Source organism: Hypericibacter adhaerens (assembly GCF_008728835.1).
Classification (GTDB): domain Bacteria; phylum Pseudomonadota; class Alphaproteobacteria; order Dongiales; family Dongiaceae; genus Hypericibacter; species Hypericibacter adhaerens.
Genome location: NZ_CP042582.1, coordinates 1,034,683 through 1,055,226, shown reverse-complemented (window position 1 = coordinate 1,055,226; position 20,544 = coordinate 1,034,683). Strand labels below are relative to the sequence as shown.

Here is a 20,544-nt window from a genome sequence, read left to right as displayed (position 1 = left end):
CCCGCGATCGCCATGATCACCCTCGGTCGGCTCAATGATCTCGACGGCGTGCGTCACGGTTTCATGACGCGGCTCGGCGGCGTGAGCGAGGGGCTCTACGCTTCGCTCAATTGCGGCTACGGCTCGGGCGACGATCCCGAGCGCGTGACCGAGAACCGCAACCGCGCCCTGTCGCATGCCGATCTCGATGGCCTGCCGCTCGTGACCTGCTACCAGGTGCACAGCGCCAAGGCCGTCCATGTCACCAGCCCCTGGAAGCGCGAGGAGGCGCCGCAGGTGGATGCCATGGCGACCGACCGGCCCGGGATCGCGCTCGGCATCCTCACCGCCGATTGCGCACCGGTCCTGCTCGCCGACGCCAAGGCCCGGATCGTCGGCGCCGCCCATGCCGGATGGCGCGGCGCCATCGGCGGCGTGGTGGAGGCGACGCTCGAGCTCATGGTGAAGCTGGGCGCGCGGATCGACAGCATCACCGCCGGCATCGGTCCCTGCATCGCGCAGCGCTCCTACGAGGTGGGCCCCGAATTTCCGGCGCCGTTCCTGGCCCAGAACCCGCAGAACGAGGATTATTTCGCGCCCTCGCGTCGGGCCGGCCACTATCTCTTCGACCTGCCGGGCTATGTCGCCTCGCGGCTCGGCGCCGCCGGCGTCAAGCGCGTCAACCTCGCCTATTGCGATACCTGCGCCGAGGCCGACCGCTTCTTCAGCTACCGGCGCACCACGCTCGAAGGCCAGAAGGATTACGGCCGGCTGCTGTCGCTGATCTGCCTGGAACCTTAGCGCCGTCCGAGACCTTCGCCCGCGCGCACCCTCCCCCTCGAACCCGAGGACGAACCATGGCTTTGCATTTCTCGACCGATGAGCTGGCCGGCCGCCGCACCCGCGCGGTCGCGGCCCTGCAGGAGCGCGGCCTCGACGGGCTGCTGATCTTCCGGCAGGAGAGCATGTACTACCTGACCGGCTACGACACCTTCGGCTATGTCTTCTTCCAGTGCCTCTATCTGGGTGCCGACGGCCGCTTCTTCCTGCTGACCCGCGCCCCCGATCTAAGGCAGGCGCAGCACACCTCGGTGATCGAGGATATCCGCATCTGGGTCGACGGCCCCGAGGCTTCGCCGGCGCTCGAGCTCAAGGCGATGCTGGCCGAGCTCAAGCTCCACAACAAGAGGCTCGGCGTCGAATACGAGGCCTATGGCCTCACCGGCCGCAACGCGCTCAGGCTCAACGAGGCGCTCGAGGATTTCTGCCATCTCCAGGACGCCTCCGACCTGGTCAGCCGGCTGCGGCTGGTGAAGAGCCCGGCGGAGATCGTCTATGTGCGCCGCGCGGCGGAGCTCGCCGACCAGGCGCTCGAGGAGGCCCATCGCCTCGCCGGCCCCGGCGCCTTCGAGGGCGACATCCTGGCGGCGATGCAGGGTGCCGTCTTCCGCGGCGGCGGCGACGATCCCGCCAACGAATACATCATCGGCTCGGGCCGCGACGCGCTGCTCTGCCGCTATTTCACCGGCCGGCGCAAGCTCGACGCCAAGGACCAGCTCACGCTCGAGTTCGCCGGCGTCTATCGCCACTACCATGCCTGCCTGATGCGCACGATCCCGATCGGCGAGCCCCTGCCCGGCCAGCGCGAGATGCATGAGGTGGCGGTCGAGGCGCTCGAGGCCTGCAAGGCGGCGCTCAGGCCCGGCCGGCCGATCGGCGAGGTGTTCGACGCCTATGCCCGGGTCTGCGATGCCCACGGCCATCGCGAGAACCGGATGAACGCGACCGGCTACAGCCTCGGCACCACCTTCGCGCCCAACTGGATGGACTGGCCGATGTTCTATCACGGCAACCCCGAGCCCGCGGCGCCGGGCCAGGTGTTCTTCATCCACATCATCCTGTTCGACAGCGCCAAGGGCGTCGCCATGACCAACGGCCAGACGGTGCTCGTCACCGAGCAGGGCTGCGAGCCGCTGTCGCGGATGCCGGTGGATCTCGTGGTGAAGTGACAGGCGACGCGCCGGCCGTCACGCCACCTCGGGCCGCCAGGCGATGACGCCCTCGGTCCGCGCCCGGACCTCGGGCGGGGCCAGGCAGGAAGCGAGGGCCTCATAGCCCGGCGAAAAGGGGTGAGGCGCGACCTGGAACGGCGGGGCGTGATTGGCGGGGCAAAAGAGGATCGCCTCGTCGGGGCCGACCGCCTCCAGGTCCAGGATGGCGCTGGAGCGCGTGAGGAAGAAGAGCGGCCGCGCACCGGGCCCGCGCCGGCGCAGATGGGCGATCAATGCCTCCTGGGTGGCCCGGTCCAGCCCCTGCTCCAGCATGTCGATCACCAGGAGGGAGGGGCGTTCCGCTTCCAGCCCGGCGAGCAGCGCGATCAGGGCATCCGAGGCCGTGGCGCCATCCTCGACGAGCCAGGCCAGGCTGCGCTCGACCCGCGCTTCGAGGGCCGGGTCGGCTTCGAGCCGGGTGCGCGCCGCGGCACCGTTCTCCGCCAGCCGCTCCAGGCCCAGGAAGGCCGCATCGGGCAGCGTCTCGGCGAGAAGCTTCGCCAGTCGCGTCTTGCCGCTGCCGAGCGGCCCCGTGATGTGATTGAGCGCTCGGATATCGGTGAGCTCGAGCCGTTCGCCACCCCAGGGCCAGGGCAGGTCGAAAGCGACCCGGAGCCTGGGCGCGGCGGGCGCTGCCAGCTGGGCCAGCCGGCCGGCCGTCGGCGCCTGACCGCGCGCGAGGTCGTCCTTGAGCCCGCGGACCTTCTCCACCTTGCCGACGAGCTCGCGGATTTGCCCCTCGAGTACGGCCTGATGCGCCGCCAGGGCGGGCTCCAAGCCTTGGACGTCGCCCTTCAATACCCGTGCTACCTGGGCGAGGCTGAATCCGAGCGCCCGCAAGGCCGCGATCTCCGCGGCCCGGCTCATCGCCTCGGGACCATAGGCCCGCCAGCCCGCGGCGGTACGGTTCGGCGCGAGCAAGCCGCGCTCCTCATAGAGCCGGAGGGCCTTGATCGAGATGCCGAGCCGCCCGGCGGCCTCGGATGCGTTCAGGAATGCAGGGGGAGCGGTCACGACTCGCCTCCTTCTTGCCGACCGGCCTCTTATGGAGGCGGCCCCAAGGGTCGGGTCAACAGGTCTGGGCAGAGGACCCTTGACGCTCCATTGGCCGATCCGCCAGGAATCCCCCTATGCCCTACCTTCTGATGCTCGTCGGATTTGCCATCATTACATTGATATTGTTCATGTTCTTGTGAATTTGTCGCAGCGCGGCAATTTCGTTTACAGCCCTATGACGGATTGATACTCTCCGGCCGCCTTCGCGGGGGGCAGGTGCAGGTCCTGCCCTTGGGACGGGCGCCGCGAACGCAGTCGGGTGCAAGCGATGAAGATTCTGACCGGCAACAGCAATCGGCCGCTGGCCGAAGCGATCTCGGCCTATCTCAATCTTCCGCTGACCCAGGCGGCGGTGCGCCGCTTCTCGGATATGGAAGTGTTCGTCGAGATCCATGAGAACGTCCGCGGCGAGGACGTGTTCGTGGTGCAGTCGACCTCCTTCCCCGCCAACGACAACCTGATGGAGCTGCTGGTCACGCTCGACGCGCTCCGCCGCGGCTCGGCGCGCCGCGTGACCGCCGTCATCCCCTATTACGGCTATGCCCGCCAGGACCGGAAGTCCGGCCCGCGCACGCCGATCTCGGCCAAGCTGGTGGCGAACCTGATCACGGTCGCCGGCGCCGACCGCGTGCTGACCCTCGATCTCCATGCCGGCCAGATCCAGGGCTTCTTCGACATCCCGACCGACAATCTCTTCGCCGCCCCCGTGCTGGTGAAGGATATCGAGCAGAATTTCGGCCGCGGCAACATCACCATCGTCTCGCCCGACGTGGGCGGCGTGGTCCGCGCCCGGGCCTATGCCAAGCGGCTCGATGCCGAGCTCGCCATCATCGACAAGCGGCGCGAGCGCGCCGGCGTCTCCGAGGTCATGAATATCATCGGCGACGTCAACGGCAAGCGCTGCGTGCTGGTGGACGACATCGTCGATTCGGCCGGCACGCTCTGCAACGCCGCGGTGGCGCTCAAGGAAGCGGGCGCCATCTCGGTCAGCGCCTATGTCACGCATGGCGTGCTTTCGGGCGGGGCCGTGGCCCGCGTCTCGGCCGCGCCCATCGACCGGCTCGTCATCACCGACAGCATCATGGCGACCGAGGCCGTGCGCGTGTCGCAGAACGTCCGTCAGGTCACGATCGCGCCGCTCATCGCCGAGGCGATGCGGCGCATCAGCGAGGAGCGCTCGGTCTCCTCGCTGTTCGATTGAGTTTTGAAGGCGTCTGCGGGGTCCGGTGATCCCGCGGACGATGAAGGCCCGGCGACACCCCTGGAGGTCGTCGGGAATGGTCAGGAAAAAAGGAGAGACCCATGACCGAAGTGCACACCCTTCGCGTTGAAGCGAGGGAGCGGGCCGGAAAGGGGGCCGCCCGCGCCACCCGCCGTGACGGCCGGGTGCCTGCCGTGATCTACGGCAACAAGGAGACCCCGCAACTGGTGAGCATCGCCCCGCTCGATCTGTCGCGCGAGCTGCAGAAGAAGGCCTTCTACGCCACCCTGTTCGATCTCGAGCTGGGTTCGAAGAAGATCCGGGTCCTGCCGCGCGACGTGCAGTTCGACCCCGTGTCGGACCGGGCGATCCATGCGGACTTCCTGCGGGTCGGCGCGGGCACCAAGGTGCGCGTGCAGATCCCGGTGAAGTTCCTCAACGACACCACCGCGCCGGGCATCAAGCGCGGTGGCGTGCTCAACATCGTCCGCCACGAGATCGAGTTCATCTGCGACGCGGACAACATCCCGCCGCTGATCGAGGTCGATCTCGACGGTCTCGATATCGGCGATTCCGTGCATATCAGCATGGTGAAGCTGCCGTCGGGCATCCGTCCGACCATCACCGAGCGCGACTTCACCATCGCCTCGATCGCGGCGCCGACGGCGCAGAAGATCGAGGCGCAGGAAGCTGCAGCGGCGGCGGCAGCCGCGGCGGCGGCTCCGGTCGCGGCCGAAGGTGCGGCGGCGGGCGCGGCGGCGGGTGCGGCTCCGGGTGCGGCGGCGCCAGCGGGCGCCAAGCCCGCAGCGGGTACGGCGGCTCCGGCTGCGGGCGCCAAGCCCGCAGCGGCGGCCAAGCCGGCCGGCGGCGACAAGAAGAAGTAAGACCCGAGGGTCCGGAGTCCCTGCCCGATGCGATTGCTGGTCGGGCTCGGCAATCCGGGCCCCTCTTACGCCGCGAACCGGCACAATATCGGCTTCATGGCGGTGGCTGCGATCAGCCACCGCCATGGGTTTTCTGCGCCGAAAAGCCGGTTCGACGGGTCCTTCCAGGAAGGCGAGATCGCGGGCGAGCGGGTGCTGGCCCTGCGCCCCACCACCTACATGAACGATTCCGGCCGCGCGGTCGCGGCGGCGAGCGGCTTCTTCAAGATCGACCCGGCCGACATCATCGTGCTGCATGACGAGATCGAGCTCGTCTTCGGCAAGCTCCGCGTGAAGCGCGGCGGCGGCGCGGCGGGCCATAACGGCCTGCGCTCGATCGACGCCGTCATCGGCCCGGACTATTGGCGGGTGCGGCTGGGCGTGGGCCATCCCGGCCATCGCGACCATGTGCGCCACCATGTGCTCTCGGATTTCACGGCCGAGGAGCGGCCGGTGGTGGAGAAGTTCTGCTTCGCCGTCGCCGACGCCCTGCCGCTCCTGCTGCGCGACCTGGCGAGGGGCGAGCCCAACAACTTCCTCAACAAGGTCAACAACACGCTGAACCCGCCCGCGCCCAAGCCGCCGCGAGAGAAGAAGGCGCCGGGCGAGGACACGGAAGGCACCGAGAACGGCAACGGTAAGGCGTCATGATCGCGTCCTACGATTCCCCTCCCCCTACCCCCTCCTGCAAGGGGAGGGGGCGAGGTCTTTCCTAGTTCCAGCCCCCTCCCCTTGCAGGAGGGGGTAGGGGGAGGGGTGAAGCTCCCTGCCCACCACCGAAACGCAACCGCCACCTATCAACGGATCCAGGTCTCATGGGCTTTACCTGCGGCATCGTCGGCCTGCCCAATGTCGGCAAATCGACGCTCTTCAACGCGCTGACCGCGACCCAGGCCGCGGAAGCCGCGAATTATCCCTTCTGCACCATCGAGCCCAATGTCGGCCGCGTCTCGGTGCCGGACCCCCGCCTCGACGTGCTGGCGAAGATCGCGGGCTCGGGCAAGATCATCCCGACCCAGCTCGAGTTCGTCGATATCGCGGGGCTGGTAAAGGGGGCGAGCAAGGGCGAAGGGCTCGGCAACCAGTTCCTCGGCAATATCCGCCAGGTCGACGCCATCGTGCATGTGCTGCGCTGCTTCGAGGGCGAGGTCACGCATGTGGAGGGTTCGGTCGATCCGATCCGCGATGCGGAGATCGTCGAGACCGAGCTGATGCTGGCCGACCTCGAGAGCCTCGAGAAGCGCGTCGACGCGGCGGCGAAGAAGGCCAAGGGCGGCGACAAGGAAGCGAAGGCGCTGGTCGATGCGGCCACGCCCGCGCTCGAGGTTTTGCGCGCCGGCAAGCCCGCGCGCACCGCCAAGGTCGCGAAGGAGCTCGAGACTGTCTTCAACCAGCTCCAGCTCCTGACCTCGAAGCCCGTGCTCTATGTCTGCAATGTCGACGAGAACGCCGCCGCCGAGGGCAACGCCTACTCGGCCAAGGTGGCCGCGAAAGCGAAAACCGAGGGCGCCGAGACGGTCGTGATCTCGGCCGCGATCGAGGCCGAGGTGGCGCAGCTCGAGCCGGCCGAGAAGCAGGAGTTCCTGGCGAGCCTCGGCCTCACCGAGCCCGGCCTCGCCCGCGTGATCCGCGCCGGCTACAAGCTGCTCGATCTCATCACCTTCTTCACGGTGGGGCCCAAGGAGGCGCGCGCCTGGACCGTGCATCGCGGCGCCCGGGCGCCCGAGGCTGCCGGGGTGATCCATACCGATTTCGAGCGCGGCTTCATCCGCGCCGAGACCATCGCCTATGACGATTACGTCGCCTGCAACGGCGAGCAGGGGGCGAAGGAAAAAGGCCTGATGCGCGCGGAAGGGAAAGAGTATGTCGTCAAGGACGGCGACATCTTCCACTTCCGGTTCAACGTGTAGCGATCACGCACCGCCGGCAGCGGTGGCGAAACAGCCGGCGGCGCCCGCAAGCGCCGCCAGCTTTTTTCATGGTCACGCGAGACGTTCTCGCAGCCGCGCCGGCAGCAGCCAGTCGATGGCGAGCATGACCAGCAGCGAGGCTCCCACCAGCGGAAGGATCACGCCGATGGCGACCGCGATCGCCAGCACGCCCTTGGCGACGCGATAATTCGCCGGCGGGCGCGGCGCGCCGAGCGAGCCTTGCGGGCGGCGCTTCCACCACATGACGAGGGCGGAGGCCGACATCAGGACGATGGCGAGGCAGCCCGCCAGCATCAGGAACTGGTTGAAGCGGCCATATTCCTGTCCCTGATGGACGCTGATGCCCCATTCGATCGCCTTGGCGCCGACGCCCAGCGCCGCAAACCCGCCGTCGAAGAGCGGCTTGCCGGTATATTGATCGAGATGGACGACGCGCTCCTGCGCGACCCGGTCGGGGAAGACCGAAGCCGAATAGACGCCTTCGGGACCCGAGGGCAGATCGACGCTGTAGCCCTTGGTCACGCCCAGCCTGTCGAAGATCGCCAGCGCCTTGTCGATGCCGATGGGAGCCATGCCCATGTCGGTCGATTCCGGCATCGGCGCGCTTTCCAGGCTCCAGTTGACCTGGTGCATCTCATGGCCCATCGGCAGCGGCGACTTGGGCACGCTCTGCCAATATTCCGGCGGATAGCCGAATCCGTTCGCGTCGACGAACTGGTTGATCTTGGCGCCCCAGAATCCCGACCAGGGAAGGCCGGTGAAGGCCAGGAAGAAGATCAGCAGCCCGACATAGGCGCCGCTCACCGCATGCAGGTCGCGCCAGAGCACGCGCTTGCCGGGCTTGAGGCGCATCGTCCAGACGCCGGCCAGCCGGTTGCGCGGCCACCAGAGATAGAAGCCGGTGATCACCAGCACGAGCGCCCAGCCGGCCACGATCTCGATGATGCGGTTCGTGAGCCAGCCGAAATATTCCAGGCTGTGGATCTTCTTGATCACGAACATCAGCTTGGACGCATCGGCGACCGTGCCCAGCACGGTGCCGCGGTAGGGATCGACATAGACCGAGATCGTGCCGCGGTCGGGCGTGGCGACGCCGACCTCGACGGACGATGCCGGCCCGACTGGCGGCACGTAACGCACCGCGGTGCCCGGTACCGCCGCCGTGGCCTTCTCGATCAGCTCGCCGGCCGCGAGCGGCGCGCTGTCCGCGGGCGCCACCGTCAGGTCGTGGCGGTAGATCAGCCCGTTGATCTCGTCCTTGAAAAGATAGAGCCCGCCCGTGGTGGCGAGCAGGATCATGAATGGCAGGACCAGCAGCCCGGCATAGAAATGCCAGCGCCAGACGGCGCGATAGAGCGCCGAGCTGGGTACAGCCGTGTCGTCCTCCATCCGGCGTGTCGGATAGCTCATGGTGTTTCCCCAAAGGCAATCGAGCGCAGGACGGTATCCGCCCTGCGGTTCCAGTTTCGGTTGATGCGAGAGCGGGCTTAAGCCCGGATCACGGCCCGCGGAGGACCTTGGGAAAAGCTGTCGGAGGGATAAAGCAGCCGGCCGCCGGCGGGCAGCAAGGTGCGATCGGCGAAGGCAGGCACAAAGCTGCGCGCCGCCGCCAACTCGAATTCGGAACTCCGGACGAACGCGACCGGAACGCAGCCGCCCATCGGGCAGGCGTGGCCGCAGATTCCGCAGTCGAACGGGTGATGGCCGGGGTTCTGGCCTTGCGGCGCCTCGCCGCCAGCCGGCCGGCAGAGCGAATCCAGGATGGCCCGCTGCAGCGGGTCCGCCTGTGCGATCTCCCATCTTGCGCCGGCGCCGGCCGAGAGCAGCGCGTTGAACAGCAGCAGATAGCAAAGCGACAGGCCGAGCCACAGCCTTCCGCTCCGTCTACGCCTGAACAAGCTCCCCCTCGTCATGTTCCAAGCATGGACACGATTCATCGTGCCCGACAAGCGAGCAGGAGCTTCGACCGCGCGGCAAAGCCGCGCAGATCCCACGCCGGCTTCAGGCGGAGGCGCCCTTGTCCGCCGCCGTCGGATCGACCGGCAGCCGCACCGTGAAGCGGCTGCCCTTGCCGGGTTCGCTCTCGACCTCGATCGAGCCGCCGAGCCCCTCGATCAGGCGCCGGGTGAGCGCCAGCCCCAGCCCGATACCGTCGCTGCGGCGCGTCCAGACATTCTCGCTGCGCCAGAACGGCGTGAAGAGCTGGGCGAGCTCGTCCGGCGTCAGCCCGATGCCCTGATCGGCGACGGCCAGCGAGATCCAGTCCGGTCCCTGGGCCGCGGCCGTGACCCGCACGCGGCCGCCCTGCGGCGAGAACTTCACGGCATTGGAGACCAGGTTGACCACGATCTGCCGGAAGGCGCGTTCGCTGCAGATCATCCGGTCCGGCAGGCTGCCTCCATCCACATCGATGGCGATGCCGGCCGCCTGGGTCGTGCCCCGGATCATCGCGACGGCACTCAGCAGCGCCGCCTTGGGATCCATCGGCCGCCGTTCCAGCCGGTCCTTGCCGGATTCGATCGAGGCCATGTCGAGAAGCTGGTTGACGATGCTCAGGAGATGGCGCCCCGACTGGAGGATGTCGCCCACATAGATGCGGTATTTCTCCGAGACCGGCCCGAAGGCCTGGCGTTCGATCAGCTCCGAGAAGCCGATGATCGCATTGAGCGGCGTGCGCAGCTCATGGCTCATGTTGGCGAGGAACATGGTCTTGGCCTGGTTGGCCTCGTTCGCGCGGGCCAGCGATTCGCGCAAGCTCTCCTCGCTCGTCCTCAGCCGCCGATAGAAGGATCTGAGCTCGAGCGACAGGAACAGCACGACCAGCAGGACCAGCAGCAGCAGGCCCGCCGAAGCCGCCACGCCGCGATACCAGCCGGCCAGCATGGCGGTGCGATCGAGATGCGCTTCGACGGCCAGCCCAGTGCCGGCGATGGTCCGGTTGCAGGTGATCTCCGACGGGGCCGGCGCCGGCACCGGCTGGCCGAGCATGGCGTCGGCCGCCGCCCGCTCCGCCGCTTGGTCGGGCCCGGCCCTGATCGCAGCGACCAGGACGGTGTCGCCATTGCGCAACAGAAGGCGGCCATGGACCTCCTCCGACAGCAGCGAGACCATCAGATCGCCCACGCGGCCGACGGAGAAGGCCGTGACGATGATGAGCTCGCGGCGCTCGACGGCGAGTTTGTAAAGCGCCGGTACGGTCAACTCGCCCGTGCTGCTGCTGCGCCAGGGCGGCGCGAACAGCACCGTCCGCTCGGGCCCGTCGCGGCCGAGGGCGAAATAGGGTCGCTTCGACATGTCGATGGGCCGGGCGGTTCCGCCGGGCTCGAGCCTCACCGCCTGTCCGGTCGAATCGATCACGGCGATGGCGCGGGTCTGGCCGGGATCCAGGGTCATGATCTCGGCCAGTGCGACCAGGTCCGGCGCGTCGAGCGGGGCGTCGGGATTGCGTTCGATCCACTGCGCCACCACCCGGAGGCTGCGATCCGTTTCCTCGGCGATGCGCGCGACATGCTCGGCCGCCACCGCGACCACGCGCTGGCACTCGTTCTCGGTATGACGAAGGGTGTCGCGGTAGGTGATGATCGCGACCACCGCCGCCAGCACCAGGATCGAGACGAACAGCGTGGCGGCCAGAACCGGGATGGCCAGACCGGCACCCCAGCGCAGCCGGCCCCAGGGTTGAAGAGGGGGTTTCTCGGAGGGGCCGTCGGAAGAGGACATGAAGGACCGATCTCTCCGCTAGCGCAGGTCGAGATCCGGGAATCAGGTCCCATCGGCGACCAAGGCTGGGCTGGTGCGAAAACCGGCAGGGCCGGCGCTGAATCCGCGGCACGGGCCGGGTTTCAAGACCCGTTAACCATGGCACAGACTGGCTCACAATGCGTTAAACCGCCGGCCTCCCGGTCGGGTTCTCCGCGGCGCGAGCCGGCGACGCGTCGCGTCTCCGGAACTCTGGAACCGCATTCCCCCGGGATATTCCGGATGCCGGCGGGAGAAACCTACCGAGGTCGCCGGCCGAGCGTCGCAAGGCAGCGGAACCGGCTCACGCCTCGAGCTCGTCGCGAACCCCTTCGAGCAGGAAGGCGCCGAAATTCTCCGCGGCGATCTTCCTTTCCTGCTCCTCCTCGTCGAGCCCGGCCGAATAGAAGATCACCGGCGGTTCCTTTTCGTCGCCGAGCCTCAGGCAATAGAGCGGGCCGTCGCCGGCGGAGGCGATGACGAGGAGATGATCGGGAAGATCGCTCTCCCGGCGCTCGTTCATGGTGTACCAGATCCCGTCCGGCACCGAGGATTCGTCCCAGTCCTCGTCGATGACGCCATAGACCTCGAAGGCGCCGAAATTGCCGGCGCCAAGCTCGAGCAGGAAGCGGCGATAGCTGGGCGGGAACCGGACCCCGAGCGTGCGTTCGGCCTTGTCGACGAGAGCGGCGTCACGAGGCCCCACGAAATCGGCCAGCTCCTCGTTCTCCTCGATCAGCCGCAGCGCCTCTTCGAGATCCTTCATGCCCATGGTTGCTCCTTCCGGATCGGGATCATCGTCCCAACTCGTCACCGGCCAGCATGGCCTCGAGCATCTCGATGGCGAAGGCGGCGCCCAGGGCGTCATGCTCGAAGATGATCGAGAACAGTTCGCCGCAGAGCTGACGAATCGCCTCGGCCTCGGGATCGTGCGCGGCGACCTGCGCCACATGCGCAGTCAGCCAGCGATAGCATTCGGCCAGCAGCAGATAAGGAAGGAGATCGCCTTCCCGATATTGCGGATGCGAAGCGATCAGGGACTGAAGCTGCGGCAACCGCAGCGACAAGGCGGCCACCAGCGCGGCTGCGGAGGGATCGCCGGGGTCGGTGGGATCCGGAGGAGGCGCGGGTTCGGTCATATCGGTAACGCCAATGCGCACGAGGCGGCGAAGCCGGGCGATGCGCCGCAGCCAATTCGCGCCGGGGGCGTCATCGTCGCCGGTTCTGGGAATGCCGTCAAATATAGTCACTCCGCGGTGACCCGTTTCATAAAGGTGCCATCTTGCGCGGCGCGCGCGGACCCGACATACCAGGGCGGCCCAAGACCGCCGCCAAACTTCCCGATCCTAACGAGGTTCTCATGAAGCTTTATTACAGCCCCGGCGCCTGCTCCCTGGCGCCCCACATCCTGCTCCACGAAGCCGGCCTTCCGGCCGACCTCGTCAAGGTCGACCTCAAGGTGAAGAAGACCGAGAAGGGCGAGGACTTCACCAAGATCAACCCGAAGGGCTACGTGCCGACCGTGCAGCTCGACAACGGCCAGGTGATGACCGAGGTCGCGGTGCTGCTGCAGTACATCGCCGACCAGAAGCCCGACGCCAAGCTGGTGCCGCCCGCCGGCACGCTCGACCGCTATCGCGCGCAGGAATGGCTCAACTTCGTCAGCTCCGAGATCCACAAGGGCTTCAGCCCTCTCTGGAACCCGGCGGTACCGGAGGCCTATCGCGCGATCGCGCTGGAGCGGCTCAATCTCCGCCTCGCCCTGCTCGACCGGCATCTCGCCACCAACGAGTATCTGTTGGGCAAGAATTTCTCCGCGGCCGACGCCTACCTCTTCACCGTCACCAACTGGGCCAAGCCGCTCAATGTCGACCTCTCCGGCTACAAGAACCTGATCGCCTTCCGCGAGCGCGTGGGCAAGCGCCCGGCGGTCCAGGCCGCCCTCAAGGCCGAGGGGCTGGCATAATCGACAGCACCGCGACAGGAACCGTTTCGCCTGACCGAAAGCCCCCTCCTCGCAGCGCCGGGGAGGGGGCTTTGTTTTTCTCCACAGCGCTCGGAGCGGCCGCTAAGATCGGCGGCTTGTCGCGAACCGTTCAAGTTCCATGCCTGTCCGATTGACCGACGAAGAACGAGCCATCGCCGCCGGCAGCGACGCGGCCGCCATGGCGATGCGCATCCTGGCCGAGATGGGCGCCATGCTCGGTGCCGACCGGCTGATCCCGGTCACCTCCTCCCATATCGATGGCGGGCTCTATCACGGCGACAGCGGCGTGCATTTCGCCGAGCGGCTGGTGGAGGGCGGCGCCCGGGTGGCCATCCCCTCGACCATGAATGTCGGCGGCCTCGATCTCCTCAAGCCGGAGACGGTGAAGGCCGATCCCCACCGGCACGAGATGGCGCTGCGGCTGATGAAGGCCTATGAGGCGATGGGCTGCTGGCCGACCTGGACCTGCTCGCCCTACCAGGCGGGGCACCGGCCCAAATTCGGCGAGCAGGTGGCCTGGGGCGAAAGCAACGCGGTCGCCTTCTGCAACTCGGTGCTGGGGGCCCGCACCAACCGCTATGGCGACTTCCTCGATATCTGCTGCGCCATCGCCGCCCGCGCGCCCGATTACGGGCTGCACCGCGCCGAGCAGCGCCGCGCCACCATTCTGATCGACACATCGGCCCTCTCCGACGCGCTCAAGGCCAGCGACGTGTTCTTTCCGGTGCTGGGTGCCTGGTACGGCGCCGAGATCGGCACCGCCATCGGCGTGATCGACGGGCTGCCCGCTTCCGTCAGCGAGGATCAGCTCAAGGCGCTGGGGGCCGCCGCCGCGTCGAGCGGCGCCGTGGGACTCTTCCATGTCGCGGGCGTGACACCCGAGGCGCCCACGGCCGCCGCGGCGCTCGGCGGCCAGCCGCCCGAGCGGATCATCCGGCTGATGCCCGAGATGCTGCGCGCCGCCCGCGACCGGCTTTCGACCGTGACGGGCGAGGCGATCGACGCCGTGGCGCTGGGCAGCCCGCATTTCTCGCTCGAGGAGTTCGAGGCGCTCGAGGCCCTGATCGGCGGCCGACGGCTGCGGCTTCCCTTCTATGTCTGCACCGGCCGCCATGTCGTGGCCGAGCTCGAGCGGCGGCGGCGGCTGACGTCGCTGGAGCAGGCGGGCGTGACCGTCGTGGCCGACACCTGCGTGGTGGTGGCACCGATCCTGCCGGCCAGGGCGGGCGTGCTCATGACCAACTCCGGCAAGTTCGCGCATTACACGCCGGCCAACACCGGCTACGAGGTCGTCTATGGCAGCCTCGCCGACTGCGTGAGCTCCGCCGTCACCGGCCGCGTCAGCCGCGACGAGAGGCTCTGGTCGTGACCGGGGTCTTCCAGGGCGGCATCCAGATCGAGGGCGAGGCCCGCGGCCGGATCCTGAAGCTCGGCAAGCCGATCAGCTTCTGGGGCGGCGTCGATCCGGTCACGGGCCGCATCAGCGATCCGCGCCATCCCAACCACGAGGCCGAGCTCAAGGATCGCGTGCTGGTGCTGCCGGGCATGATCGGCTCCTCCTCCTCGAGCTACATCATGCTGGAGCTGATGGCCAAGCGCCTGGCGCCGGCCGCCCTCATCGTCGCCGAGCCCGACGCGATCCTGGGCCTCGGCGTCGTCGTCGCGCGCGAGATGAACTACGGCTCGATCCCGGTGCTGGTCCTGCCGCGCGAACGCCAAGCCGAGCTGGCGGACGGGGCCGAGGTCAGCATCGGGCGGGATGGAACCATCCGGGCGGCGTAAAGGATTCGCCTCCGACGCCCGCTCTCATCGGCATTCGCGGATCAGCGTCTGCAGCACCTGGACGAGCTCCTCGGCCTCATGCTCGTTCATCTCGACGGGATCGGCGTTGTTCGGCGCGATCGCCTTGAGGCAGATGACGCCGTTATCGAGCCAGGCCAGGACCTCGCCGCCGACGATCTCGTGAAGCTTGCCATGCAGGCTCATCACGTCCTCCCTGCTCCCCGGGGTGCCCGCCGCCATGATACGCCGCCCCGGATGGCAGAAATACCGCCCTGCTTCGCGACCGCGAAAAAGCGAAGGGCCGGGGCGAAGCCTCGCTTCGCACCCGGCCCTGGCGTCTTCCTTCCCCCCTCGTGGGGGGGCGCCGGATCAATGCACCTCGGCCCAGACCTTGCGCTTCACGGCGTAGGCGAAGCCCGTCAGCGCGATCAGGAACAGGATCACCTTGACGCCCATCTTCTTGCGCTCGTCGAGCTCGGGCTCGGACGCCCATTCGAGGAAGGTCGTGACGTCATGCGCCATCTGATGGACGCTCGCCTCCGTGCCGTCGGCATAGGTGACGGCGCCGTCGGAGAGCGGCGGCGGCATGGCGATCTGATGGCCGGGGAAGACGGCGTTGTAATGCATGCCGTCCGCGACCGTGACGCCCGCCGGCGGCTCCCCGAAGCCGGTAAGAATCCCGTAGACATAGTCGGGCCCGCCCTTGCGCGCCTTGACGATCAGCGACAGGTCGGGCGGAAGCGCGCCGTTGTTGGCAGCGCGGGCCGCGTTGGCGTTGGCGAAGGGCGGCACGAATTTGTCCGAGGGGCGCGCCGGCCGCTCGAACATGTCGCCATTGTCGTTGGGGCCGTCGGTCACGTTGTACTGCGCAGCGATCGTCTTGATCTGGTCCTCGCTGATGCCGATGTCGCTGAGATTGCGATAAGCGACCAGCGAGAGCGAGTGACAGGCGGCGCAGACATCGTGATAGACCTGGAAACCGCGCTGGGCGGCCGCCTGGTCGATGGTGCCGAAGAATCCGTCGAACGACCAGCGCTGATGCTCGAGCGCGGGTTCGCCTTCCTCGGCGCGGGCCGACGAGGCGGTGAAGCCGAGGGCGACGAGCGCCGCCGCGGCGAAGGTCAGGAGCGCGACGCGACGCATCAGGCCTTCTCCATCGGCTTGGCCGTGGCACCGGCAAGCTTGCCGCCGCCTTTGAGCACGGGCTCGCTGATACTGGTGGGCAACGGTTTCGGTTTCTCGAAGAAGCCCAGGAGCGGCAGCACGATCAGGAAGTGGATGAAATACCAGGCGGTGGCCACGCGGCCGATCACCACGAACGGGATCCCGTGGAAGAACGCGTCCGGCGGGTTGGCGCCGACCCAGCCGAGGATCAGGCAGTCCACCAGATGGATCCAGAAGAACCATTTGTAGGTCGGGCGGAAGCGGGCGCTGCGGACCGGCGAATGATCGAGCCAGGGCAGCACCAGCAGCAGCAGGATCGAACCGAACATGGCCAGCACGCCGCCGAGCTTCGCCTCGATGAACCAGATGTCCGGCACCGCGCGCAGGATCGCGTAGAACGGCAGGAAGTACCATTCCGGCACGATATGGGTCGGCGTCGCCATCGGGTTGGCCGGGATGTAGTTGTCCGGCTCGCCGAAGAAGTTCGGGTTGAAGAACACCAGGGCGGCATAAACGATCAGGAACGCGCCGACGCCGAAATAGTCCTTCACCGTGTAGTACGGATGGAACGGGATCGTGTCCTGCGGTCCCTTGGTGTCGATGCCGAGCGGGTTGTTGGACCCATGCTTGTGCAGCGCGATCACATGCAGCACCACCACGCCCAGGATCACGAAGGGCAGCAGGTAGTGCAGCGAGAAGAAGCGGTTGAGGGTCGGGTTGTCGACCGAGAAACCGCCCCACAGCCAGGTCACGATGTATTTGCCGACGATCGGCAGCGCCGAGAACAGGTTGGTGATGACGGTGGCGCCCCAGAAGCTCATCTGGCCCCAGGGCAGCACATAGCCCATGAAGGCGGTCGCCATCATCAGCAGCAGGATCACGACGCCGATCATCCAGAGGAGCTCGCGCGGCTTCTTGTAGGATCCGTAGTAGAGGCCGCGGAAGATGTGGATATAGACGACGATGAAGAACATCGACGCGCCGTTCATATGGATGTAGCGGATCAGCCATCCATAGTTCACGTCGCGCATGATGTGCTCGACGCTGTTGAAGGCGAGCGTCACATGCGGGGTGTAGTGCATCGCCAGCACGATGCCGCTGACGATCATGATCACCAGCATGAGGCCGGCGAGCGAGCCGAAGTTCCACCAGTAGTTCAGGTTCTTCGGCGTCGGGTATTCATGCATCTCGTGGTCGAGATAGCTGAAGACCGGGAGCCGGTAGTCGATCCAGCGGACGATCGGGTTCTTGAACTTGGGCGTGCTCACGACTTCTTGGCCTCCGCCCCGATCAGGAGAGTGGTGTCAGTCTCGAAGGCATAGGCCGGGATCTCCAGGTTGCGCGGCGCCGGGCCTTTGCGGATGCGGCCGGAGGTATCGTACTGCGAGCCGTGGCAGGGACAGAACCAGCCGCCGAACTCGCCCTTGGGATCGCTCGGCTTCTGGCCGAGCGGCACGCAGCCCAGATGGGTGCAGACGCCGACCATGACCAGCCATTCGGGCTTCTGGACGCGCTGCTGGTCGGTCTGCGGGTCGCGCAGCTCCTTGACGTCGACCGCCTCGGCTTCCTTGATCTCTTCCGGGGTGCGGTGGCGCACGAAGACCGGCTTGCCGCGCCAGAGCACCGTGATCGCCTGGCCGACCTCGACATGGCTGATGTCGACCTCGGTGGTGGAAAGTGCCAGCGTATCGGCCGACGGGTTCATCTGGTTGATGAAGGGCCAGGCGACCGCGGCGACGCCGACGGCGGTCAGCGCACCCGTGGCCAGGAAGAGGAAGTCCCGTCTTGTCCCCTCGCCATGCGCGCCGGGGCCATGCCCCGCGCCTGCGCTGGCCTGAAGGCTTTCCGCCATCTCTCTCTCGCTCCTTTGGTCGCGCCCCCGAAGCCCGGTACCCGGATCAAGGCGTTCCTTGCAGCGCAGGACCGATCAGGACCGACGGTCCGTCCCCTCCCTGCAAGGGACCATCCAGGTGGGCTCGCGCGCCCTTATAACACCCCGTCGATGCAGCGGTTTGCGACTCTCTTGCGACAATCCGCCGCATAAATCGAGACGCGCTAACCCCTTCGACGGCAAGCGGTATAGTCGAATTCAAGCGCTTTGCCTAGCGCTCGCCGTCCGGCCAGATGCCGCATCCCGGAAACCAACCTTCGGCCAGGCCGGCGGGTGCCGTTCCCGGCCCGCTCCTGCACTCCGATTCCGTCATGCGCCTCGCGCTTTACGAGCCCGATATTCCCCAGAACACCGGCGCCATCCTGAGGCTGGCCGCCTGCCTCGGCGTCGCGGTCGACCTCATCGAGCCCTTCGGATTTCCCTTCGATGACCGCAGGATGCGGCGCGCCGGCATGGACTACCTGGACCAGGTCGAGATCCGCCGCCATCCGAGCTGGCCGGCCTTCCTGGCGGCCCGGACCGGCCAGATCGTCCTGCTGACGACGCAGGGCGATCGGACCCTGCCGGGCTTCGGCTTCGAGCCCGCGGACATCCTGCTCCTGGGGCGCGAGAGCGCCGGCGTCCCGCCCGCCGTCCACGAGGCCGCCGATATGCGGCTGCGAATCCCGATGCGACCGGGGTTGCGCTCGCTCAATATCGCGCTGGCGGCAACCCTGGCGCTCGGCGAAGGGTTGAGGCAGATCAACGCCTGGCCCGAGTAACCGGCGGAGGTTGCGGCGCGACTCCATGGCCCTCGGCCATGGCTTGCGGCAACGCCCCGGGCAATCGCACCATGTCCCTTCTCCTTCGCCAGGACATCCAGGAACCGATGACCAAAGCCTCGTCCGATCAGCGCTCCCGTGCCGCCGCCTGGTTCCAGGAGCTGCGCGACCGGATCTGCGGCGCCTTCGAGCGGCTTGAGGACGAGCTCACGGGGCTCCAGGCCGACCTGCCGCCGGGCCGCTTCGAGCGCACCGCCTGGCAACGCCCCGATCCCGTGCTGGGCGAGGGCGGCGGCGGCGTGATGTCGGTGATGCGCGGCCGCGTGTTCGAGAAGGTCGGCGTCAACGTCTCGACGGTCGAAGGCGTCTTCTCCGAGGAATTCCGCAAGCAGATTCCCGGTGCGGCCGAGGATGGGCGATTCTGGGCCAGCGGCATCAGCCTCGTCGCCCATCTGCGCTCGCCGCTGGTGCCGGCCGTACATATGAACACGCGCCATATCGTGACGAGCCAGGGCTGGTTCGGCGGCGGCGCCGACCTCACGCCGATGGTTCCCGACGAGGCCGACACCAGGAGCTTCCACGCCGCGCTCAAGGCCGCCTGCGACCGGCATGACGGCCAGTACTACCCAACGTTCAAGGAATGGTGCGACCGCTACTTCTTCCTGCCGCACCGGAACGAGCCGCGCGGCGTCGGCGGGATCTTCTACGACAATCTCGACAGCGGCGACTGGGAGAAGGATTTCGCCTTCACCCGCGACGTGGGCCTGGCCTTCCTCGAGGCGTACCCCGCGATCGTGCGCCGCCACATGAACAAGCCCTGGACGGCCGAGCAGCGCCGCCACCAGCTCATCCGCCGCGGCCGCTATGTCGAGTTCAACCTGCTCTATGACCGCGGCACCGCCTTCGGCCTCAAGACCGGCGGCAACACGGAGGCGATCCTGATGTCGCTCCCGCCCGAGGTGATCTGGCCGTGAGGACGCCCGTCATTTTACCCAAAGAACATGCGACTGCTTTTGTTTAGCAGCCAGTCATGATTGCTCCACGAAAGATGGCCAGACTGAAGGTAGTTCGAACTTAGCTCCAGCGTCCCGAATGCTGATTTCCGTCGATATACCCGCAGCTATCGAAATGCCAGTCTTCGCAAGGGTGCCTGGTATTCATGAATCAAGCAATCAATTGGTCGAGCATCTCTAAAGAAGGTTGCCGAGTCGTATCCACGCTCCGGTGTCAAACCTGCTCGTTCTCTAATGGCCTTCAACACATCTCGGGGGACTTGCTTTGACCAGCCGGGAAACCCAACATGAGCCACACGCTGTTTGACCAATTTCGGTTTGCCAAACAAAGGCTTTTTCTCAATGAACCGAACAACATCAATGTAATTGCGATACGGGTCATCCAACTGCAAATCGAAACGACGCAGAATTGTGTCGAGTTCACGATAAGTTACCGGTGGCTGAGAAACGTCGAGCGATCGAGTTTTCTTTCTGAGGAACTCTGAAATAAACCGCACTTCCGAGTCGGCTCTGTTTGGCAACTCAGCATAGGCATCTCGGAATCGCGCATACTTAATAAGATTATTGTCTGCTACCGCGACTGCAAAATCCTCCAGTTCCACTTGCGGCAAGTCCGGTGCCAGCTTGAAACGTTTTAGATGATATAAAAGGATCAGAAATGCCGTTCGTTTGTTCGCGTCGATAAAAGGATGATCCTTGATAAGACCGAAAAACAACGTGGCGCAGAGATCATAGGAGGTAGTCCATTTACGAAGACCACCATACTCCACAAACTGCCGAGACATAGCAGAGTGCAAGAGACCTAGGTCCCTTGGCCCTACGCCGCCAAACGGCCGCCCCTCTCCCGCTAAAAAAAAGTCCGCTAGCGTGAAGTGGGCACGCAGAACATCAATAATGCCGATGGTTTTATCGGTGTCGTACGGATCGTTCGGGCCGACTTGCGCAAGGACCTGGTCAAATTGAATTTGGATCTCTGGTGCGAGATAAGGAACAGCCATCTGGCAATCTCAATCTAGTCAAACAAGCAATTTATAATTGTAATACATCCGCGCCCAAGAAAAGATCAA

At 66.6% G+C, this 20,544-nt stretch carries 22 protein-coding genes; 11 read left to right on the top strand and 11 right to left on the bottom strand.

The genetic code is table 11. The features are described from left to right. The first annotated feature begins 12 nt into the window (after positions 1 to 12). Complete coding sequence (gene pgeF, locus FRZ61_RS04715; protein WP_151115271.1) at positions 13 to 780, top strand: peptidoglycan editing factor PgeF; 768 nt, start codon at positions 13 to 15, stop codon at positions 778 to 780. Between the two features lie 56 nt (positions 781 to 836). After that, positions 837 to 1,988, top strand: coding sequence for a M24 family metallopeptidase (locus tag FRZ61_RS04710; protein ID WP_151115269.1), 1,152 nt, complete (start codon positions 837 to 839; stop codon positions 1,986 to 1,988). A gap of 18 nt (positions 1,989 to 2,006) precedes the next feature. Here FRZ61_RS04710 and FRZ61_RS04705 read toward each other — a convergent pair whose 3' ends face one another. Then, a complete protein-coding gene (locus FRZ61_RS04705; protein ID WP_151115267.1) occupies positions 2,007 to 3,044 on the bottom strand; it encodes a MerR family transcriptional regulator in 1,038 nt (345 codons plus the stop codon). Positions 3,045 to 3,354: 310 nt separating this feature from the next. Between FRZ61_RS04705 and FRZ61_RS04700 the strand changes: the two genes are divergently transcribed. The 4 genes from FRZ61_RS04700 (at position 3,355) to ychF (ending at position 7,120) form a co-directional block, all read left to right on the top strand. Then, positions 3,355 to 4,287, top strand: coding sequence for a ribose-phosphate pyrophosphokinase (locus FRZ61_RS04700; RefSeq protein WP_151115265.1), 933 nt, complete (start codon positions 3,355 to 3,357; stop codon positions 4,285 to 4,287). Between the two features lie 101 nt (positions 4,288 to 4,388). Further along, the gene (locus FRZ61_RS04695) at positions 4,389 to 5,171 is read left to right on the top strand and encodes a 50S ribosomal protein L25/general stress protein Ctc (protein WP_151115263.1); all 783 of its coding nucleotides are present in this window, start codon (positions 4,389 to 4,391) and stop codon (positions 5,169 to 5,171) included. 27 nt (positions 5,172 to 5,198) lie between these two features. Beyond that, positions 5,199 to 5,861, top strand: coding sequence for an aminoacyl-tRNA hydrolase (pth, locus tag FRZ61_RS04690; RefSeq protein WP_151115261.1), 663 nt, complete (start codon positions 5,199 to 5,201; stop codon positions 5,859 to 5,861). A gap of 164 nt (positions 5,862 to 6,025) precedes the next feature. Next, the gene (ychF, locus tag FRZ61_RS04685) at positions 6,026 to 7,120 is read left to right on the top strand and encodes a redox-regulated ATPase YchF (RefSeq protein ID WP_151115259.1); all 1,095 of its coding nucleotides are present in this window, start codon (positions 6,026 to 6,028) and stop codon (positions 7,118 to 7,120) included. A gap of 72 nt (positions 7,121 to 7,192) precedes the next feature. Here the strand turns inward: ychF and FRZ61_RS04680 are convergent, their stop codons facing one another. The 5 genes from FRZ61_RS04680 to FRZ61_RS04660 form a co-directional block, all read right to left on the bottom strand. After that, the gene (locus FRZ61_RS04680; RefSeq protein ID WP_151115257.1) at positions 7,193 to 8,551 is read right to left on the bottom strand and encodes a PepSY-associated TM helix domain-containing protein; all 1,359 of its coding nucleotides are present in this window, start codon (positions 8,549 to 8,551) and stop codon (positions 7,193 to 7,195) included. Positions 8,552 to 8,628: 77 nt separating this feature from the next. Then, positions 8,629 to 9,039, bottom strand: a complete 411-nt coding sequence (locus tag FRZ61_RS04675) for a hypothetical protein (protein WP_151115255.1) — start codon at positions 9,037 to 9,039, stop codon at positions 8,629 to 8,631. Between the two features lie 103 nt (positions 9,040 to 9,142). Then, positions 9,143 to 10,861: a sensor histidine kinase gene (locus FRZ61_RS04670; RefSeq protein ID WP_151115253.1), complete on the bottom strand. Its 1,719-nt coding sequence runs from the start codon at positions 10,859 to 10,861 to the stop codon at positions 9,143 to 9,145. A gap of 322 nt (positions 10,862 to 11,183) precedes the next feature. Beyond that, the gene (locus FRZ61_RS04665; RefSeq protein WP_225309115.1) at positions 11,184 to 11,645 is read right to left on the bottom strand and encodes an SMI1/KNR4 family protein; all 462 of its coding nucleotides are present in this window, start codon (positions 11,643 to 11,645) and stop codon (positions 11,184 to 11,186) included. A gap of 28 nt (positions 11,646 to 11,673) precedes the next feature. Next, the gene (locus tag FRZ61_RS04660; protein WP_151115249.1) at positions 11,674 to 12,129 is read right to left on the bottom strand and encodes a hypothetical protein; all 456 of its coding nucleotides are present in this window, start codon (positions 12,127 to 12,129) and stop codon (positions 11,674 to 11,676) included. A gap of 110 nt (positions 12,130 to 12,239) precedes the next feature. Here FRZ61_RS04660 and gstA point away from each other — a divergent pair, with 110 nt between their 5' ends. From gstA to FRZ61_RS04645, 3 genes are all read left to right on the top strand, one after another. Beyond that, positions 12,240 to 12,845 carry a glutathione transferase GstA gene (gene gstA, locus FRZ61_RS04655; protein WP_151115247.1) on the top strand — a complete coding sequence of 202 codons (606 nt, stop codon included), beginning with the start codon at positions 12,240 to 12,242 and terminating at the stop codon, positions 12,843 to 12,845. A 139-nt stretch (positions 12,846 to 12,984) separates the two neighbouring features. Continuing rightward, a complete protein-coding gene (locus tag FRZ61_RS04650; protein ID WP_151115245.1) occupies positions 12,985 to 14,235 on the top strand; it encodes an aconitase X in 1,251 nt (416 codons plus the stop codon). Further along, a complete protein-coding gene (locus FRZ61_RS04645; protein ID WP_225309114.1) occupies positions 14,232 to 14,648 on the top strand; it encodes an aconitase X swivel domain-containing protein in 417 nt (138 codons plus the stop codon). The genes FRZ61_RS04650 and FRZ61_RS04645 overlap by 4 nt, the downstream gene beginning before the upstream one ends. Positions 14,649 to 14,672: 24 nt before the next feature. Here FRZ61_RS04645 and FRZ61_RS04640 read toward each other — a convergent pair whose 3' ends face one another. The 4 genes from FRZ61_RS04640 to petA form a co-directional block, all read right to left on the bottom strand. Beyond that, positions 14,673 to 14,852, bottom strand: a complete 180-nt coding sequence (locus FRZ61_RS04640) for a hypothetical protein (RefSeq protein WP_151115243.1) — start codon at positions 14,850 to 14,852, stop codon at positions 14,673 to 14,675. 165 nt (positions 14,853 to 15,017) lie between these two features. Beyond that, on the bottom strand, positions 15,018 to 15,791 hold the full coding sequence (locus FRZ61_RS04635; RefSeq protein WP_151115241.1) for a cytochrome c1: 774 nt from the start codon (positions 15,789 to 15,791) through the stop codon (positions 15,018 to 15,020). Further along, positions 15,791 to 17,080 (bottom strand): cytochrome b, encoded by a 1,290-nt coding sequence (locus tag FRZ61_RS04630; RefSeq protein WP_225309113.1) that lies wholly within the window; start codon positions 17,078 to 17,080, stop codon positions 15,791 to 15,793. The genes FRZ61_RS04635 and FRZ61_RS04630 overlap by 1 nt, the downstream gene beginning before the upstream one ends. Continuing rightward, entirely contained in the window at positions 17,077 to 17,664 is a 588-nt protein-coding gene (petA, locus tag FRZ61_RS04625; protein ID WP_151115239.1) for a ubiquinol-cytochrome c reductase iron-sulfur subunit, read from the bottom strand. Before petA ends, FRZ61_RS04630 begins: the two co-directional genes overlap by 4 nt. 350 nt (positions 17,665 to 18,014) lie before the next feature. Between petA and FRZ61_RS04620 the strand changes: the two genes are divergently transcribed. Then, positions 18,015 to 18,464 (top strand): tRNA (cytidine(34)-2'-O)-methyltransferase, encoded by a 450-nt coding sequence (locus FRZ61_RS04620; RefSeq protein ID WP_151115237.1) that lies wholly within the window; start codon positions 18,015 to 18,017, stop codon positions 18,462 to 18,464. 107 nt (positions 18,465 to 18,571) lie between these two features. Further along, entirely contained in the window at positions 18,572 to 19,438 is an 867-nt protein-coding gene (hemF, locus tag FRZ61_RS04615) for an oxygen-dependent coproporphyrinogen oxidase (protein WP_151120681.1), read from the top strand. 146 nt (positions 19,439 to 19,584) lie between these two features. Here hemF and FRZ61_RS04610 read toward each other — a convergent pair whose 3' ends face one another. Next, positions 19,585 to 20,475, bottom strand: a complete 891-nt coding sequence (locus FRZ61_RS04610; RefSeq protein ID WP_151115235.1) for a type II toxin-antitoxin system death-on-curing family toxin — start codon at positions 20,473 to 20,475, stop codon at positions 19,585 to 19,587. Positions 20,476 to 20,544 lie beyond the last annotated feature (69 nt).

Coding starts and splice junctions, on each gene's coding strand:
- hemF (WP_151120681.1), top strand. CDS start 18,572: ATGACCAAAGCCTCGTCCGATCAGCGCTCCCGTGCCGCCGCCTGGTTC.
- FRZ61_RS04665 (WP_225309115.1), bottom strand. CDS start 11,645: ATGAAGGATCTCGAAGAGGCGCTGCGGCTGATCGAGGAGAACGAGGAG.
- pth (WP_151115261.1), top strand. CDS start 5,199: ATGCGATTGCTGGTCGGGCTCGGCAATCCGGGCCCCTCTTACGCCGCG.
- FRZ61_RS04710 (WP_151115269.1), top strand. CDS start 837: ATGGCTTTGCATTTCTCGACCGATGAGCTGGCCGGCCGCCGCACCCGC.
- FRZ61_RS04635 (WP_151115241.1), bottom strand. CDS start 15,791: ATGCGTCGCGTCGCGCTCCTGACCTTCGCCGCGGCGGCGCTCGTCGCC.
- pgeF (WP_151115271.1), top strand. CDS start 13: ATGATCACCCTCGGTCGGCTCAATGATCTCGACGGCGTGCGTCACGGT.
- FRZ61_RS04620 (WP_151115237.1), top strand. CDS start 18,015: ATGCGCCTCGCGCTTTACGAGCCCGATATTCCCCAGAACACCGGCGCC.
- petA (WP_151115239.1), bottom strand. CDS start 17,664: ATGGCGGAAAGCCTTCAGGCCAGCGCAGGCGCGGGGCATGGCCCCGGC.
- FRZ61_RS04680 (WP_151115257.1), bottom strand. CDS start 8,551: ATGAGCTATCCGACACGCCGGATGGAGGACGACACGGCTGTACCCAGC.
- FRZ61_RS04640 (WP_151115243.1), bottom strand. CDS start 14,852: ATGAGCCTGCATGGCAAGCTTCACGAGATCGTCGGCGGCGAGGTCCTG.
- FRZ61_RS04610 (WP_151115235.1), bottom strand. CDS start 20,475: ATGGCTGTTCCTTATCTCGCACCAGAGATCCAAATTCAATTTGACCAG.
- gstA (WP_151115247.1), top strand. CDS start 12,240: ATGAAGCTTTATTACAGCCCCGGCGCCTGCTCCCTGGCGCCCCACATC.
- FRZ61_RS04650 (WP_151115245.1), top strand. CDS start 12,985: ATGCCTGTCCGATTGACCGACGAAGAACGAGCCATCGCCGCCGGCAGC.
- FRZ61_RS04670 (WP_151115253.1), bottom strand. CDS start 10,861: ATGTCCTCTTCCGACGGCCCCTCCGAGAAACCCCCTCTTCAACCCTGG.
- ychF (WP_151115259.1), top strand. CDS start 6,026: ATGGGCTTTACCTGCGGCATCGTCGGCCTGCCCAATGTCGGCAAATCG.
- FRZ61_RS04695 (WP_151115263.1), top strand. CDS start 4,389: ATGACCGAAGTGCACACCCTTCGCGTTGAAGCGAGGGAGCGGGCCGGA.
- FRZ61_RS04700 (WP_151115265.1), top strand. CDS start 3,355: ATGAAGATTCTGACCGGCAACAGCAATCGGCCGCTGGCCGAAGCGATC.